Origin of the sequence: Nonomuraea sp. C10 (assembly GCF_008017515.1) — a bacterium.
In the GTDB taxonomy this organism is placed as follows: Bacteria; Actinomycetota; Actinomycetes; order Streptosporangiales; family Streptosporangiaceae; genus Nonomuraea; species Nonomuraea ferruginea.
Window position 1 is genome coordinate 1,372,806 of sequence record NZ_VPFF01000001.1, and the last position, 16,123, is coordinate 1,388,928.

At 71.3% G+C, this 16,123-nt stretch carries 15 protein-coding genes and 1 pseudogene; 7 read left to right on the forward strand and 9 right to left on the reverse strand.

The features are described 5' to 3' along the window. Positions 1-281: 281 nt before the first annotated feature. Positions 282-1,586 (forward strand): hypothetical protein, encoded by a 1,305-nt coding sequence (locus FR742_RS06290; RefSeq protein WP_187281023.1) that lies wholly within the window; start codon positions 282-284, stop codon positions 1,584-1,586. Positions 1,587-1,698: 112 nt separating this feature from the next. Here FR742_RS06290 and FR742_RS06295 read toward each other — a convergent pair whose 3' ends face one another. Then, complete coding sequence (locus tag FR742_RS06295) at positions 1,699-2,316, reverse strand: hypothetical protein (protein WP_148030062.1); 618 nt, start codon at positions 2,314-2,316, stop codon at positions 1,699-1,701. Positions 2,317-2,395: 79 nt separating this feature from the next. On the opposite strand from FR742_RS06295, the gene FR742_RS06300 reads away from it, so the two are divergent. Beyond that, positions 2,396-3,883 (forward strand): N-acyl homoserine lactonase family protein, encoded by a 1,488-nt coding sequence (locus FR742_RS06300; RefSeq protein WP_148030063.1) that lies wholly within the window; start codon positions 2,396-2,398, stop codon positions 3,881-3,883. Next, positions 3,880-4,479 (forward strand): TetR/AcrR family transcriptional regulator, encoded by a 600-nt coding sequence (locus FR742_RS06305; RefSeq protein WP_261808377.1) that lies wholly within the window; start codon positions 3,880-3,882, stop codon positions 4,477-4,479. The genes FR742_RS06300 and FR742_RS06305 overlap by 4 nt, the downstream gene beginning before the upstream one ends. Here the strand turns inward: FR742_RS06305 and FR742_RS06310 are convergent. The 5 genes from FR742_RS06310 to FR742_RS06330 all read right to left on the reverse strand — a co-directional run bounded on the left by FR742_RS06310 (position 4,473) and on the right by FR742_RS06330 (position 9,493). Further along, the gene (locus FR742_RS06310; protein ID WP_148030064.1) at positions 4,473-4,667 is read right to left on the reverse strand and encodes a DUF4236 domain-containing protein; all 195 of its coding nucleotides are present in this window, start codon (positions 4,665-4,667) and stop codon (positions 4,473-4,475) included. The two genes, FR742_RS06305 and FR742_RS06310, sit on opposite strands and share 7 nt — an antisense overlap. A 63-nt stretch (positions 4,668-4,730) precedes the next feature. After that, positions 4,731-6,560 (reverse strand): glycoside hydrolase family 127 protein, encoded by a 1,830-nt coding sequence (locus tag FR742_RS06315; protein ID WP_148030065.1) that lies wholly within the window; start codon positions 6,558-6,560, stop codon positions 4,731-4,733. Continuing rightward, a complete protein-coding gene (locus FR742_RS06320; RefSeq protein WP_148030066.1) occupies positions 6,553-7,317 on the reverse strand; it encodes a carbohydrate ABC transporter permease in 765 nt (254 codons plus the stop codon). The genes FR742_RS06315 and FR742_RS06320 overlap by 8 nt, the downstream gene beginning before the upstream one ends. Then, a complete protein-coding gene (locus FR742_RS06325) occupies positions 7,314-8,231 on the reverse strand; it encodes a carbohydrate ABC transporter permease (RefSeq protein WP_148030067.1) in 918 nt (305 codons plus the stop codon). Before FR742_RS06325 ends, FR742_RS06320 begins: the two co-directional genes overlap by 4 nt. After that, complete coding sequence (locus FR742_RS06330) at positions 8,228-9,493, reverse strand: sugar ABC transporter substrate-binding protein (protein ID WP_148030068.1); 1,266 nt, start codon at positions 9,491-9,493, stop codon at positions 8,228-8,230. The genes FR742_RS06325 and FR742_RS06330 overlap by 4 nt, the downstream gene beginning before the upstream one ends. 120 nt (positions 9,494-9,613) lie before the next feature. Here FR742_RS06330 and FR742_RS06335 point away from each other — a divergent pair, with 120 nt between their 5' ends. After that, positions 9,614-10,618, forward strand: coding sequence for a LacI family DNA-binding transcriptional regulator (locus FR742_RS06335; RefSeq protein WP_148030069.1), 1,005 nt, complete (start codon positions 9,614-9,616; stop codon positions 10,616-10,618). A gap of 41 nt (positions 10,619-10,659) precedes the next feature. Here FR742_RS06335 and FR742_RS06340 read toward each other — a convergent pair whose 3' ends face one another. Then, entirely contained in the window at positions 10,660-11,232 is a 573-nt protein-coding gene (locus FR742_RS06340) for an alpha-L-arabinofuranosidase C-terminal domain-containing protein (RefSeq protein ID WP_148030070.1), read from the reverse strand. A gap of 180 nt (positions 11,233-11,412) precedes the next feature. Here FR742_RS06340 and FR742_RS44350 point away from each other — a divergent pair, with 180 nt between their 5' ends. Continuing rightward, the gene (locus tag FR742_RS44350; protein ID WP_187281396.1) at positions 11,413-12,597 is read left to right on the forward strand and encodes an RNA-guided endonuclease TnpB family protein; all 1,185 of its coding nucleotides are present in this window, start codon (positions 11,413-11,415) and stop codon (positions 12,595-12,597) included. A 309-nt stretch (positions 12,598-12,906) separates the two neighbouring features. On the opposite strand, the pseudogene FR742_RS45600 reads toward FR742_RS44350, so the two are convergent. Together FR742_RS45600 and FR742_RS44355 are read right to left on the reverse strand one after the other, a co-directional pair. After that, positions 12,907-13,497: pseudogene (locus tag FR742_RS45600) on the reverse strand (carbohydrate binding domain-containing protein); the annotation flags it as partial. After that, positions 13,410-13,766 (reverse strand): hypothetical protein, encoded by a 357-nt coding sequence (locus tag FR742_RS44355; RefSeq protein ID WP_187281397.1) that lies wholly within the window; start codon positions 13,764-13,766, stop codon positions 13,410-13,412. The pseudogene FR742_RS45600 and the gene FR742_RS44355, both read right to left, overlap by 88 nt. Before the next feature lie 218 nt (positions 13,767-13,984). Here FR742_RS44355 and FR742_RS06350 point away from each other — a divergent pair, with 218 nt between their 5' ends. Continuing rightward, positions 13,985-15,007, forward strand: a complete 1,023-nt coding sequence (locus FR742_RS06350) for a LacI family DNA-binding transcriptional regulator (protein WP_396989218.1) — start codon at positions 13,985-13,987, stop codon at positions 15,005-15,007. A gap of 74 nt (positions 15,008-15,081) precedes the next feature. Beyond that, positions 15,082-16,071, forward strand: coding sequence for an ABC transporter substrate-binding protein (locus FR742_RS06355; protein WP_222708856.1), 990 nt, complete (start codon positions 15,082-15,084; stop codon positions 16,069-16,071). Positions 16,072-16,123 lie beyond the last annotated feature (52 nt).

Sequence of the window (16,123 nt, forward strand, 5' to 3'; positions counted from 1 at the left end):
ACGGACAGGGCCCCGGTGCGCAGGGTATGCCCGGTGGGCCTCACGGGCACCCTGGCGGTTTCCCGCCGGCCGGAGCAGGGGGACCGGGCGGCGGCCCCGGGGGACGGCACGCCGGGCCGGGAGGACCGGGCGGCGCGCCGGGGGGACGGCACGCCGGGCCGGGGGGATGGCACGGGGGACCGGCCGGGCCGGGCGGGGCCGGTGGGGGGTGGCGGCCTCCGCCGCCCAGAGGGGGCGGGAAGGGCCCGCTGATCGCCGTACTCGCCGGGCTGGCTGTGATCATGCTGATCGGCGCGGTGGTCGGCGGCTGGCTGCTCCTCCGTCCAGACGACGGCGGACGGCCACCCGGCGCCCTCGAGCGCGAGGACCGCCTCCCGACCCTGAAGCGCAAGCCGACGCCGTCGGTCGCGCCGGTGAAGCTGCGGGCGATCACCGGCGATCAGCTCTGCGCGGCCGTGCCGGACGCCTTCCGCAAGAGCCTGGTCACCGACGGCAGGTACGGCGGGAAGGACGCGTCCACCGGGGCGGCCACCGAGAGCGAGAAGCGGGCGGCCTGCTCGTGGAGCGACAACAAGATGGACGTCGGCGGCGGCGTCCTCGGCCACCGCAGCCTGAGCATCTCGGTGGAAGCCCGGAGCGGCGAGCGTGAGAACGCCGTCGAGCGGGCCAAGCGCCGGTTCGCCGACGACAAGAAGGCGCACGAGCGGCGGGTCAACGTCCGGGACGGCAAGCGGGTCGACGGCAGGACGTCCGGCTCCGCGTTCGGCGAGCTCACGCAGTTGCAGTACGGCGACGAGTCGTACAGCCAGAGTTCGATCGGCCACAGCGGGCTCAAGGCCGCCGTCCACATCCGGCAGGGTCCCTGGCTGATCAAGGTCGAGTACGGCGGCAGCAACAGGAGCGGCGCCAAGTACCCCACGGGCGACGAGGTGCGGGCCGCGGCGAACAAGGTCGCCGAGCACGTCACCGCCGAGATGGCCAAGGACGCCGGCAAGGTGAGGATCGACGGGCCGTGCGGGATCCTCACGGTCAAGAACGTCGAGTCGGCGTTCTTCCCCGCGGTCTCAGGACCGTCCGTCGGCACCAACGACGGCAGGATCAAGCAGACGGCCTGCACCTGGAACATCCGCGAGCAGGTCAAGCACGAGCCGGGTCAGGAGTTCACCGCCCGTGGCGGCGAGCTGACCGCCCGCGTGGTCGACTGGGGCGGCGGCGACACCGGATCGGCCTTCCAGTTCGACCGCGACGCCAAGAAGTACGACCGCTACCGAGCCCAGGGCGGCATCGGCAACGAGGTGACCCACACGACCTTCGAGGCCCGCGAGGAGATCTCCGGCCTCGGCGAGAAGGCGTTCGCCGTGGAGTCGGCCACCACCAGGCCGAAGGAGCCGGACCGCAAGCCCACGCGGGAGATCCTGGTCAAGGTGCTGTCCGGCGAGAAGACGATCGAGTTCACCTTCAGGGGTACGACGACCGGCGGGGGCGTCGTCGAGGCCCCGGGCTATCAGGAGCCGGTCTTCGACCCGGCCGCCGCGCGCAAGGCCGTGATGGAGGTGGCCAAGCCTTTCGTCGACGGCGTGAAGTGACCGCCGGCGCGGGCCGTGCCGGTTGCGCGCTGGATAGGCGCCGCGATCCGTGGCCCGGTCAGGGCTCCGGCCATGAGGCCGTACCCGCCCGCGGCGGACTGTCGGGCACGCGTCACGGCCAGTAAGGGGCGGTGCGCCGGGCGGCGGAGACGACGGTGGCGCCGTCGAGTTCGGTGAAGGTCAGGCCGATGCCGCCGAGCGGCCATTCGACGGCGAACTCGAAGGGCTCGGCCGGGGGCAGCGGCCACAGCCACAGGGCCATGGAGTTGCCGGCGAGGTCATGCCCGCCGCGCATGGCGCCGCCGACGGGGAGCCAGGAGAGCAGGGGGCCGGCGGGCGGGCCCTGTCCGGGCAGGATGTGCCCGTTCGCCTCGATGGTGGTGGCCTTGGCGCCGCCGGGGTAGCGGACGCCGAACCGCAGCAGCCGGTCGGGCAGCCGGTCGCCCGACGACCTGATGCGGGCGAAGGGGTAGAGGGACATCTGGAGGTCCCAGAAGGCCTCGGGGGAGAGGTCGCCCTGCCGCAGCACCACCTCGACGTTCAGCAGGCAGCCGGTGGAGAACGCGCGGATCGTCGAGAGCGCGACGGCGACGTTCGGGCCGCGGGCGAGCACCCGGTCGGCCGTCGTCGCGGCGCCCAGCTCCGTCCCGGGCGGCGCGGACCAGGCGGGGAGTTCCGGGCGCGGCGGGCTCGTCAGCTCCTCCCGCGCCGGTGGCGGCTCGAAGAACATCTCCTGATCGTACGCGCCGGGCCGCGAAAGGCCTAATATGTAAACGCAGTCGTTTGCGTATACATATTGGAGGGTTCCCATGAAGACGCTGGGCAAGATCGCGCTCGCGGTGCTCGGGCTGCTGATGGCCGCCGTGTGGCTGGTCATCCTGCGGCTGAAGGACGTGCCGCCGGTCGCGCTCGTCACGTACGGGGTCGTGCTCGTCGCGTTCCTCGGCGGCGTGCTGTGGCCGGGGCGGCTCGGGCGGCGGCGGGCGCTGCTGTTCCTCGGCGTCCCGGCCGGGCTGGGCACGCTGGCCCTGTACTTCGCGGTCGTGTTCTACGTCACCGACGCGCCGGTGCTGCTCGGAGCCGTGGCCGTGGCGTGCCTGATGGCGGCGCTCGCGGGCGCGGTCCGGCGCGGACGAGGCGGGGCGGTGCCGTCGAGGCGCGCACTGCTGACGGGCGGGGCCGGGATCCTGCTGGGCGTGCTGGCAGGGCTGTCCACCGGCCCGGTCGCCCGCCACCGGAGCGAGATCGAGGCCAGGTGGCGGCGCGAGACGCAGGCGGCGCTGCGCGCGCCCGGGGCGCGGCGGCCCGTCGCCGACGGCCGGGTGCGGGTGTTCCCGCTGCACGTCGGCGACACGGTCGTGCCGTACGGCCAGTTCTACGGCGGGCTCGACGGGTGGGAGGGGCTTCCCGGTTACGTCCGCACGCTGGTGGACAAGGCGCAGATCACGGTGCCGGTCCACGCGTACCTGATCGATCACCCGCGACACGGGCTCATGCTGGTCGACACGGGCGTCAACTGGGCGCAGGCCCACGATCATGACGGGTACTATCGGCACAACCTCGCCTCGCGCCTGCTGACCGAGCGGAACGAATACCAGCTGACCCCGGAGCAGGACCTGCGGGTGCGGGTGGCCCGCCTCGGCTACGACCTCAAGGACGTCACCACCGTGTTCCTCACCCACGTGCACGAGGACCACGCCGGCGGTCTCCGTCACCTGGCGCACGCCCGCGTCGTGCTGGACCGGCGCGACTGGGAGCAGGGCACGCTCTACGCGCACACGTTCGAGGAGGTCCAGGACGCCCTGGTGTTCCCCGCGTACGGGTCCGGGCCCTTCCACGCCTTCCCCGAGAGCCACGACCACTTCGGCGACGGCAGCGTCGTCCTGCTGCCCACGCCCGGTCACTCGCCCGGCCACCTGTGCGTGGCGCTGCGCATGGACGGCGGCACCGCGCTGTTCCTGGGCGACACCCTCTACACGCTGCCGCACCTGGCGCTCGGCCAGGTGCGGCAGATGACGGTCGGCGGGCAGGCCACCGCCGACCAGCTAAAGGCCGCCGAGCGGGTGCGGCGCACGCTGGCCGCCGACCCCGCCATGGCGCCGCTGTTCGCGCACGACAACACGGCCTACCAGAAAGAGGTCGCCACCGCCTTCCGCGAAGGGCTGCCGGAAGCGGACGGGTTCCGGCGGCTGCGCGACCACCTCGGTGGCGTGCTCACCCCCGACTGGCTGCTGCGGCCGGGGCACGCCCCGGCCTTCGCGCCGGGCGAGGGCGTGGGGCGGGTGGAGTTCCGGTGACGGGCGGCGGGCGTCCCCGCGGCAGGCCGCGCGACCCGGGGGCCGACGACCTGATCATGAAGGCCGCGCTGGAGCTGTTCGCCGAGCGCGGCCTGGAGGGCGCGAACTTCGAGCAGATCGCCAAGCGCGCCGGCGTGGCCAAGGTGACCGTCTACCGGCGCTGGTCGTCCAAGGAGGAGCTGCTCGTCCAGGCGATCGAGCGGGCCCGCACGGTCGCGCCCGAGGAGGAGATCTGGGCCGGCGCCGACGTCCCCGAGCAGGACGGGCGGCTGATGGACTCGTGGGCGACCACGTTCGGCGACGCCCGCTTCCGCGCCGTGCTGGCCCAGCTCATCGGGTCGAGCGTGACCCATCCTTCGCTGCTGGAGACGTACCGCGAGACCTACATCGAGCCGCGGCGGCGGCTCGTCCTGGAGACGCTGGAGCGCGCCCGGCGCGACGGGCGGCTGGCCGCCGGCGCCGACGTGGAGGCGGCCGTCGACATGGTGGTGGGCGCGGCCATGTACCGCATGCTCGTCGGCCCCCGCGACGACGACACCCGCCGCTACCTGGAGCGCGTCATCCGCCAGGCCGGCCTGGCGCCCGGGGATCAGTAGCGGCGGCGCCCGCCGAACGTCTTTCCGAGACGGAAGCCGCCCGGCAGGCGGAGGGTGACGTGACGGCGGCCGTCCGGCGAGGTGGACACGCGGATGCGGCGGTTGCCGACGCTGTGCCCGACGCCGCGCCGCGACAGGTTCACCCGGAAGGGTCCCACTTTGATCGACTTACGGTAGTGCCAGCCCATGTCTCTCCTCCGGCTCCGGATCGTCTATCGGAAGAACGACCGGGGAGCCGGCGAGGGTTCCCGTCAGTCGGCCACCGGGAGCCAGACGCGCATGGTCGCCGGGCCGCGGTTGCCCCAGCGGTGGTACGGGATCAGCCGCAGCGCCGCCGCCGGGCCGCCGTTCCATCCGTGGGGACGGTCGCGGTACGGCCACGCCCCCGCCGGGGAGGCGCCGAGCACCGCCTCGGTCTCCAGCTCGACCACCTCGCCGCGGGCGTGTTCGGACAGCGGGGCGCCCGGCCGGACGGCCACCTCGGCGAGCGGCGGCTCGTCCCCGACGGACTCGGCGCAGTACACCAGCGGCCCCCGTTCGACGGTGACGCAGCCGCGCAGGGCGTCGATCCGCCGGTCGGGGTAGGTCCAGCGGGGTTCCATCGGCAGCTCCAGCACGAGCGCGTCACCGGCCCGCCACTCCCTCTCCACGTCCGCGTACCCGGGCGCGACCGTGCGGGTCTCGCGGGTGTCCGGGGAGGCGGCGGCCTCCTGGTACGCGAGCGTCGCCGAGGAGGCCCAGGCCGGGACGCGCAGCGAGATCCGGCCCGCCCCGCCCTCCAGCACCCGTACGGTCACCGTGCCGTCCCACGGATAGCCGGTCTCCACCCGCAGCCGCAGGTCACCGTGGCTGATCTCGCCCGGCGTGTACTGGTGGATCCGCACCCCGTCCGCGCCGGACGTCGCCAGGTAGGCGGGCAGCGAGGCCAGCGTGCGGGCGACGTTGTTGGGGCAGCAGGACACGTCGAACCAGGGGGAGCGCAGCCCGCCCTCGGCGGCGTGGTTGACGCCGTCGTGCGGCACCGCGGGCACCCGCACCTGCAGGGGGTTGGCGTAGAAGAACGACCGGCCGTCCAGCGCGACGCCGGTGGCGAGCATGTTGTACAGCGTCCGCTCGGTCAGGTCGGCGTAGCGGACGTCGCCGGTGGCCAGCAGCAGCCGGTGCGCCAGCATGATCGAGGCGATGCTCGCGCAGGTCTCGTTGTAGGCCCGGTCCGGCGGCAGCTCGTAGTCCTCGCCGAACGACTCGTCCTGGTGCCGCGACCCCATGCCGCCGGTCAGGTGGGTGCGGCGGGCGACCGTACGCTCCCACTGCGCCTCGACGGCCTTCAGCAACTCCTCGTCGCCGGTCTCGACGGCCACGTCCACCACGCCCGAGGCCAGGTAGAGCGCCCGCACGACGTGCCCGCGGAACACCTGCGCCTGCCGGACCGGCACGTCGTCCTGGAAGTAGCCGCGGCCGAACGGGATGTCGGCGAGGGCGGGCAGGCCGCGCCGCTCCACGAAGCGCCGGGCCATCTCCAGGTAGCGTTCGACCCCGGTCACCCGGTAGAGCTCGACGAGCGCCATCTCGATCACGGGGTGCCCGCACGTCTCCGTGCCCTCCATGAACCGGCGGCAGACGTGGTCGGCGGCCCGCGTCGCCACCCGCGTCAGCCGGTCCTCGCCGTGCATGCGCAGCCGGGCGACGCCGGCCTGGATGAGGTGGCCGTAGCAGTAGAGCTCGTGGCCCCACTCCAGGTCGGTGTAGCGGCTGCCCGACCAGCGGGTGTTGATGTAGCCGTCGCCTTCCTGGACCCGGGCCACGGTCTCGGCCAGTTCGGGCAGGTCCGGATGGTCCGCCCAGGCCATGGCCTCCAGCAGCTTGTAGATCTCCGAGTCGCTGAACTCCCGGCCCCGCCGCGGGCCTTCGCCGCGGAAGTTGCCGATCCAGCCTTCGCGTTCCTCCCACTCCCTGCAGTGCGCGATGGTGACCTCGCGGTTGAGCGCCACCCGGTCGCCCCAGAAACCGGGCGAGATCCGTACCGCGTCGAGGCCGAGGGGAGACAGCACGCCCGAGGAGGGCAGGACAGGGTTAGCCACGCAGAGCTCCTGACATGAATCCGCGCACGTAGTGGCGCTGCAGCACGATGAACAGGATGAGACAGGGGACGGCCATGACCATGACGCCGGCCTGAAGCATGCCGTAGTCGATCGCGCCCATGGTGCGCGAGGTCATGCTGACCACGGCCACCGGCAGGGTGAACGAGGCGCCGTCGTTGAGCAGGATGAGCGGCGCGAAGAAGTCGTTCCACGAGGCGAGGAACGCGAACAGGCCCACGGTGATCAGCGCCGGCCGCACGGCGTGCAGCAGGATCCTGGTGAACGCCAGGAACGTGCCGCACCCGTCCACCAGCGCCGCCTCCTCCAGCTCGCGCGGGATCGCCTCGAACGCGTTGCGCATCATGAACAGCGCGAACGGGAGCTGGAACATGACGAACACCAGCGACAGCCCGACCAGCGAGTTCTGCAGCCCGAGATAGCCGAGCAGCACGTACAGCGGGATGAGGATCGTCGCGTACGGCACCATGAGGATGGCAAGCGTGGCCAGGAACAGCAGGTTCTTGCCGGGGAAGTCGAAGCGGGCGAAGGCGTAGCCGCCCAGCGCCGACACCACCAGCGTGCCGCCGACGGTCATGACGGCGACGAGCACGCTGTTGGCGGCGTAGGTGCCGACGCCCTCGCCGTAGGCGGCCATCTCGACGTAGTTGGACGGTTCCTCCAGCGAGGCGTAGCCGCTCCACAGCAGCGGGAACAGGAACAGCACCGCCAGCGCCGACAAGGTCGTGTAGTACCTCATCTGAGCCTCCGCATCATCAGGACGTTCAGCCCGACCAGCGCGACCAGCAGCACCACCGACATGGCCGCGGCGCCGCCGAGGTCGAAGCGGAAGAACGCGGCGCGGTAGATCACCATCACCATCGACACCGTGCTGTTGTCCGGGCCGCCGTTGGTGAAGATGAAGAACTGGTCGAAGGCGAGCAGGGAGCCGGTGATGCTGAGGATCAGCATCAGCGCGAGCGTCGGGCGCAGCAGCGGCAGCGTGATGCGGGTGAAGATCTGCCACCGGTTGGCGCCGTCGCTCCTGGCCGCCTCGTACACCTCGGTCGGGATCGCCTGCAGGCCGGTCAGCAGGATCAGCATGTTGAACCCGGCGAAGCGCCACAGCACCAGCGCGATCGTGGAGAACAGCGCCATGTTCGGGGTTCCGGTCCACTTGACCGGCTCGTCGGTGACGCCCAGCGCGCGCAGCATCGGGTCGATCGGGCCGAAGTCGGCGTTCAGCATGCCGTAGAACAGCAGCGAGGTGGCGGCGAAGCCGACCGCGCCCGGCAGGAAGAACGCGGTGCGGAAGAACCCGACCCCCGGCCTGCTCTCCTGCACGAGCAGCGCCAGGCCGAGCGCGACCGCCGACAGCAGCACCGTGATGATCACCGTGTACTTGAGCGTGAAGAAGACCGAGTCCACGAAGAGCGCGTTGTCGGCGATCTTCGTGTAGTTGTCCGGCGCGTTGAACGTCGCCTGCCCCAGCAGGGGCCAGCGGTTCAGCGACATCCACAGCACCAGCAGCAGCGGCGCGATGAACAGGACGGCCACGATGACGGCGGTGGGCATGGCGTACAGCCAGCCCTGGGCCTTGCGGCCGCGCCACCATGAGACGGGCGGCGCGCCGTGCCCCGCCCGTCCCCTGGGCCTGCGGACGGTCAACGTCATTGCTGCAGGGACTTCGTGACCTCGGCGTTCAGCTCGCCCGCCTTGGCGGCGTCACCGAACACCGCCTCGCGGGCCAGCCGCAGCCACGGCCCCTGCGGGTCGTTGAACGTCTGCCCGAAACGCAGCGCGTACGGCGTCTCGCCCTTGCCGACCAGCGAGTTGATCAGCACTACGCGCGGGTCCTCGGCCGAGTACTTGTTGTCGGCCAGGTCGGTACGCGCGACCACGTCCTTGTTCTTGGCCATGACCTCGACCTGCGCCTCGTCCGAGACGGTCCAGGACAGGAACTCCCAGGCCGCGTCGGCGTTCTGCGAGGTGGAGGAGACGCCGATCGAGTCGCCGCCGACGAAGGTGGACTCGCCGCCGTCGGGGCCGGCGATCGCGGTGACGCCGATCTTCATGTCCGCCGGCATCATGCCGAGCGTGGTCGAGGGCATCGGCATGACGCCGATCTCGCCCTTCGGGAAGAATCCGGTCCAGGTCGGGCCCTGCTCCTCCTTGGTGGTGGGGCCGGTGGCGCCCTTCTCGTGCAGCTCCCGGTAGATCTTGAAGACGTCGGTCATCGCCGGCTGGTCGTTGAGCGACTCGGTGCCCTCCGCGTTCATCACCTGGGCGCCGGCCGCCCAGACCGAGGGCCAGAAGGTGAACACGTAGCAGCCGCCGCAGTTGCCGCCGAAGAACGTGCCGTGCACCTTGCCGTCCTTGCCGAGCTTCTCCTGGACGGTGGTGGCGTGCTGGGCGAACTCCTTGAGCGTCTTCGGCCCCTGCTCGGGGTCCAGCCCGGCCTTCTCGTACAGGTCCTTGTTCCAGAACCAGACCGACAGGTCGAGCGTGTGCGGCAGCGTGTACTGGCGGCCGTCCTGGGTGCCGAGCTTCATGTGGGACGGGGCCAGGCCGTCCTTGAACGGCAGGGCGGCGATCCGGTCGGTGATGTCCAGGAACAGGCCCTGCGAGGTGTAGTTCGGCACGAAGATGACGTCGGCGGCGAACACGTCGGGCAGCTGCTTGGCGCCCGCGGCGGCGGCGATGCGCGGCTGGTAGTTGTCCGTCGGGATGACCGTCAGCTTCACCTGGTTCTTGTGGCTGCTGTTGTACGCCTTGACCAGCCGCTCGCTCTGCGCCTGGGTGGCGGCTCTGGTCCACATGGTGATCGTCACGGGCTCGTCGGCGGGCTGCTGCCCGCCTCCGCCCCCACCCCCGCCACAGGCGGCGGTGAGCGTTAACAACGCGAGGGTGGCCATTCCGGCCAGCCGTCGTCTCATGGTGACTCCTTCGGTCCCCGCGGACTAAAAGGTTTTCGGAAACGTAGAAGAAACCTCTGGCCATGTCAACGGTGTTAGGGTCTTCTCTAGCTGATCGGTGAGAGAAAAGGGTTTCGAGAGATGGCGGTTAGGCGGGCGACCATCAACGACGTGGCCTCGCTGGCGGGGGTGTCGGTCGCCACGGCGTCCAAGGCGCTCAACGGGCGGCAGGACGTGCGGGCCTCCACCCGGCAGCGGGTGCTGGCGGCCGCGGAGGAGCTGGCGTTCCAGCCGAGCCCGCTCGCGCGCGGGCTGTTGTCCGGACAGACCCGCACGGTGGGGCTGCTCACCTCCGACAGCGCCGGCCGGTTCAGCATCCCGGTGCTGCTCGGCGCGGAGGACGCGTTCGGCGCGGGGGAGATGGCGGTGCTGCTGTGCGACGCCCGCGGCGACGCGATCAGGGAGCAGCACCACCTGCGGGCGCTGCTGTCGCGGCGCGTCGACGGGCTGATCGTGGTGGGGGAGAGCACCGACCCGCGGCCCTCGGTGAGCAAGGACCTGCCGGTGCCGGTCGTGTACGCGTACGGGCCGTCGGAGGATCCGTCGGACGTCTCGTTCGTGCCCGACGACGTGGGCGGGGCCATGCTCGCGGTGCGCCACCTGCTCGCGCTCGGGCGGCGCCGGATCGCGCACGTCACCGGCCCGGTCGACTACAAGGCCGCGGGCGACCGCGCCGAAGGGCTGGCCGCGGCGCTCGGCGAGGCCGGGGTGGCGCAGGCCGGGGAGACGCTGTGGGGCACGTGGTCGCAGCGGTGGGGGCGGCACGCCGCCGAGATGCTGCTGACGGCGGGCCCCGAGATCGACGCGGTCTTCTGCGGCAGCGACCAGATCGCGGCCGGGTTCGTGGAGGCGGCCCGCGAGCTGGGGCGGCGGGTGCCCGACGACCTCGCGGTGGTCGGCTACGACAACTGGGAGGTGCTGGCCGCCGAGACCCGGCCGCCGCTGACGACCGTTGACCCCAGCCTGGAGCGGCTGGGGCGCACGGCGGCCCAGCACCTGTTCGCGGCGATCGGCGGCAAGGCGACGCCGGGGGTCCACAAGATGGACTGCAAGCTCGTCATCAGGGATTCCACCGCCCGGATGTGAGAGGGCGGCCCGGGCGTGTGCCCCCGCCCGGGCCGCCCGGTTCACCGGTCCCCGCCCAGCCTGATGAAGGTGACCGAGTGGGCCGGGAAGTCGTAGGCGAACGAGCGGGAGAAGCCCGTCACCCGTTGCTCCACCGGCGCGATCCGGTCCGGGTCGGCGATGGAGTTGACGTCCGAGGGCGAGCCGGTCAGCGAGGTGACCGTGGCCGTGCGCCCGACGCGCGCCCGGCCCAGGTCCACCGTGCCGCGCACCGCGGTGTCCTGCGCGTTGACGGCCTTGATCACCAGGTCGCCCGACTTCGCGTCCTTCGAGACCACCTGGTAGAGCGGCTCCACCACGGCGTGGTCGGTGAACTCGTTCACCTTCTGCCCGTCCAGCCAGAGCGTGATCTTCCGGCCGGACACCTCCACCTTCAGCCGGTAGTCGCGCCCGGTCTCGATCGTGGTGGCGGAGGTCGCGATCGACGCCTTGGCGCCGTTAACCGCCTTCTCCACCGCCGACTGGGTGTTGTTCCAGCCGCCGAGGTTCCACCAGTAGAAGTTTCCGCTGTCGCGGACCCCGAACATCACCAGGAAGCCCTCCGCTCCGCCCACCTTGCGGGCGGTCAGCTCCATCAGATCCTCCCGAGGGGACCGGCGCCTTCAGGCGGCGGGGGAATCGGGAGCGGGAGGGCCGCCAAGGCCCGAGCGTGCCCTGACCTGTCAGGTCCGCGCATCACGGATGTCCTTCCCGGTTATGTCGGCGCCAGCCGATACCGTGGTGTTGTCGTTACCGAACGTGACAGGGGGTGGGGTGTGCGCAGGTCGTTCAAGTTCCTGCTGCGCCCCACCCGCCACCAGGAGATCGCTCTCACCGCGTGTCTGGAGGACCACCGGCAGCTCTACAACGCCGCCCTGGAGCACCGCCGCACCGCCTACGCCAAAGCGGGCGTGAGCGTCCGTTACGGCGACCAGTCCGCCGAGCTGAAGCACATCCGGGGTGACGACATCGGCGGGCAGGGCCGCTGGTCGTTCTCCTCCCAGCAGGCCACCCTGCGACGGCTCGACAAGGCGTTCGGCGCGTTCTTCCGCCGGGTGAAGGCCGGGGAGACCCCGGGCTTTCCGCGTTTCAAAGGCCGTGGCCGGTTCGACACCGTCGAGTGGCCGAAGGACGGCGACGGCTGCCGGTGGGACTCCCAGCCCGAGCATCCGTCGGCCACGTTCGTCCGGTTGCAGGGTGTCGGGCATGTCCGCGTCCACCGGCACCGGCCCGTGAAAGGCCGGGTGAAGACGATCGCCGTCAAGCGGGAGGGCTCCCGCTGGTTTGTGGTCCTGTCGTGCGACGACGTGCCTGCCGAATTGCTTCCTGCGACGGGTGCGGTGGCCGGGATCGACATGGGCGTGGCCTCGCTCGTCACCACCTCCGACGGCGTGCACGTGGCGAACCCGCGCCGCCTCGCCGCCACCGCCGACCGCCTCGCGGACGCGCAGCGCGACCTGGCCCGCAAGAAACGCGGCTCCCGGCGGCGGCGCAAGGCGGTGGCCCGCGTGGCCGCGCTGTACGGCAAGGTCCGCCGTCAGCGCCTGGACCACGCGCACAAGGCCGCGCTTGTCCTGGTCGGCGCCTATGACGTGATCGTGCACGAGGACCTGCGGATCGCGAACATGACCCGCCGCGCGTCCGGCACCTTTGACCAGCCCGGCCGGAATGTCGCCCAGAAGTCGGGCCTCAATCGTTCGATTCTGGATGCGGGTTGGGGGGTGTTCCTGACGATCCTGTCGCACAAGGCTGAGAGCGCCGGTCGAGAGCTGATCGCGGTGAACCCTGCCGGCACCTCCCGCACGTGCTCGCGTTGCGGGCACGTGGCGAAGGAGAACCGCCTCACCCAGGCCGAGTTCCGGTGCGTGTCGTGCGGGCATGTCGCGCACGCTGACGTGAACGCGGCGGTCAACATCGTGAGGGCAGGGCTTGCCCTTCGTGAGGCTGCGCAAGCGGCTTAGCGAGAAGCCGCTCCCTTCAGGGAGCGGAGGAGTCACCGTGTAGTTCGACCAGTCCGCCTGTCCGCCGACCCCGATCGTCTCCTTCCACTGGTAGATGCGCCGCCGGTCCTGGTTCTCGCTGTACGGGTCGTACGTGCCGACATTGGTCACGCGGCCGCCGGGGAAGCGCAGGAAGCGCGGCTCCAGGTCGGCGATCAGCCGGGCCAGGTCCTCCCGCATGCCGTTCGGCCGGTTCTTGAACGTCTCACGCGGGAACAGCGAGACCATGTCGAGATCGGTCCTGCCCTCGGGGGCCAGCAGCACGAGCCGGCCGGCGTCGGTGGTGCCGGTCGCCCTGAACGAGGTCTCGTACTTGGTCCAGCCGCCCGCCCGCACCTTGACGGCCGCCTTCCCGTACGAGTCCGGACCGCTCTCGACGGTCACCGTCACCGTGCCGGGGGTGTCGCGGCGGGCCCAGAACGACAGGTCGTAGCGCGCGCCCCGCTTCAGCGGCAGACCGGTGTTGAAGCCCGCGTTCAGCACCCCGGCCGGGCCGCCGGTCACCTCCAGGCGCAGGTAGTTGCGGTTGGCGGGGTTGAGCGGCCGCTCGCCGGAGACCGCCGCGGCGGCGGTGCCGCCGCGCTCGACCTCGCTCCACGCGGTCAGGCCGTGGTAGCTCGGCTCGTCGACCCGGTCGAACTCGAACGAGCGGTTCTGCACCAGCTCGGCGTAGAGGGGGCCCAGCTTGACCCGGGGGCGGGAGACCTCCAGGTACTTTCCGGAGGCCGTGTCCTTCAGCTTCCCGCCTGCTTCGGCGGTCAGCGCGAGGCCGGTCATCGGAGGTTTCGCGGACGCCCGCACGCTGCCGGAGGCGTCGGCCGACAGGTACGGGTCCTCGCCCGTGTGCCGGAGCGTGAACATGCCCTCGGGCACGACCGGCCGGCGGGGATGTTGTCCATGAGGAAGAGGTTCCTGGCCGTGTTCGTGCCCTGGTAGGTGTCGCCGGGCAGGGCGTGCACGCGCAGCGAGCCGGGCTGCTCGGTGAGCGACCACCGGCTGTCGTCGCGGGAAAGCACGGTCCAGTCGGGGCCGAGCGCGCCGGCGTCGAACTGGTCGACGGCCGCGCCGTCCGGGACCGGTTCCGCCGCCCGCGCGTGCGCCGGCGCGGTGAGCAGCCCCGCCACGAGCATGACGGCCAAGGCGAGTCGGGGTCACACGGAGCTCCTCGGGGGGTGAGACTTGTTAACGCTAACAACCAAGGTTTAGCGTTAACAATGAGCAACAGCGCTTAGTTAAGGGCGCGTCCGGCGGCCCGTCAAGAGTCCGCCGCGTAACGCGACCGTAATCGAAACGATCCTTGACGGACCGGCTTGTTAACGTTCACAGTCGTCCCAAGCCCGAAAGGAGCATGGCCGTGGGAGTTGACCGAGGACGCCGCCCGCCGGTGATGGCGGACGTGGCCAAGGAGGCCGGCGTCTCCCACCAGACGGTCTCGCGCGTCCTCAACGACCATCCCAACGTGCGCACCGAGACCCGGACCCGGGTGCTGGAGGCGATCGACAAGCTGGGCTACCGCCGCAACCTCGTCGCCCGCGCGCTGGTCACCAAGCACTCCAGGACCCTGGGCGTGGTGAGCTTCGACACCACGCTCTACGGGCCGGCCAGCACGGTGTACGGCATCGAGCAGGCGGCCAGGGCGGCCGGTTACTTCATCAGCATCGTCAGCCTCAAGTCCATCGACAAGACCGGCGTCCGCGACGCCCTCGACTACCTGGCCGACCAGGGCGTCGACGGCATCGTGGTGGTCGCGCCGCAGCGGTCGGCCGCCCAGGCGCTGGCCGACCTGCCGCTCGACATCCCGGTGGTCGCGGTCGAGGGCGGCGAGGCCGGCGAGGTGCCGGTCGTCTGCGTGGACCAGGTCGAGGGCGGCAGGCTCGCCACCCAGCACCTGCTGGACCTGGGCCACGAGACCGTCTGGCACGTGCGCGGGCCGGGCGACTGGCTGGAGGCCGAGGGACGGGTCGCCGGCTGGCGGTCCGCGCTCGAACGGGCCGGCCGGGAGGCGCCCGAGCCGCTGGCCGGTGACTGGAGCCCCCGCTCCGGCTACGAGGCCGGGCGCAGCCTGGCCAGCATGGCCGGCGTCACGGCGGTCTTCGTGGCCAACGACCAGATGGCGCTGGGCGTGCTGCGGGCCTTCACGGAGAAGGGGGTGAGAGTGCCCGGCCAGGTGAGCGTCGTCGGCTTCGACGACATCCCCGAGTCGGCGTTCTTCTCGCCCCCGCTCACCACCATCAGGCAGGATTTCGGCGCGGTCGGGCGGCACAGCATCGGGGTGCTGCTGCGGCAGATCGAGGCAGGCGGACCGCAGGCAAGCGGGCGGCTCGTCGTCCCACCCATGTTCGTCCCCCGCGTCAGCACGGCCGGGCGCTGAGCCCGGCCACTTGCAGGACGGCGCTCGCACGCCCCAGGTGTTAGCGCTCACAACTCAGAAAGGACACCCCCCACGTGTTGAAGAGGATCTCGATGCTGGTCGTCGCCGGGCTCGCCGCGGCGACCCTGGCGGGATGCGGCTCCGAAAGCGGCGGCGGCTCCGAAGCGGGAGGAGGCGGCGGCGGCGACGCGATCGTCATGGGCTTCTCCCAGGTCGGCGCGGAGAGCGGCTGGCGGACCGCGAACACCAAGTCCGTCCAGGACTCGGCCAAGGAAGCCGGCATCACGCTCAAGTTCTCCGACGCCCAGCAGAAGCAGGAGAACCAGATCAAGGCGATCCGCTCCTACATCCAGCAGAAGGTGGACGTCATCGCCTTCTCGCCGGTCGTCGAGTCCGGCTGGGACACCGTGCTCAAGGAGGCCCAGGGCGCCAACATCCCGGTCATCCTGACCGACCGGGCCGTCGACTCGGCGGACACCTCCCTGTACAAGACCTTCCTCGGCTCCGACTTCGTCGAGGAGGGCAAGAAGGCCGGCCAGTGGCTGGTGGAGGAGTACAAGGACGCCTCCGACACCGTCAACATCGTCGAGCTGCAGGGCACGACCGGCTCGGCCCCGGCCAACGACCGCAAGTCGGGCTTCGCCGAGGTCATCGGCGCCGACCCGAAGTTCAAGATCATCGCTTCGCAGACCGGCGACTTCACCAGGGCCAAGGGCAAGGAGGTCATGGAGGCCTTCCTGAAGGCGCATCCGGACATCGACGTGCTCTACGCGCACAATGACGACATGGGCCTGGGTGCGATCGAGGCGATCGAGGGCGCGGGCAAGGTGCCCGGCAAGGACATCAAGATCATCACGGTCGACGCCGTCAAGGACGGGATGCAGGCGCTCGCCGACGGGAAGATCAACTACATCGTGGAGTGCTCGCCGCTGCTCGGGCCGCAGCTGATGGACCTGGCCAAGAAGGTCGTCGCCGGCGAGAGCGTACCCGCCCGCGTGGTGACGGAGGAGACCACCTTCACCCAGGAGCAGGCCAAGGAGGCCCTGCCCAGCCGGCAGTACTGATCGCTGACGACCGGGCCGGCCGCGTGGCCGGCCCGGTCGGGAAGGGAGGGGG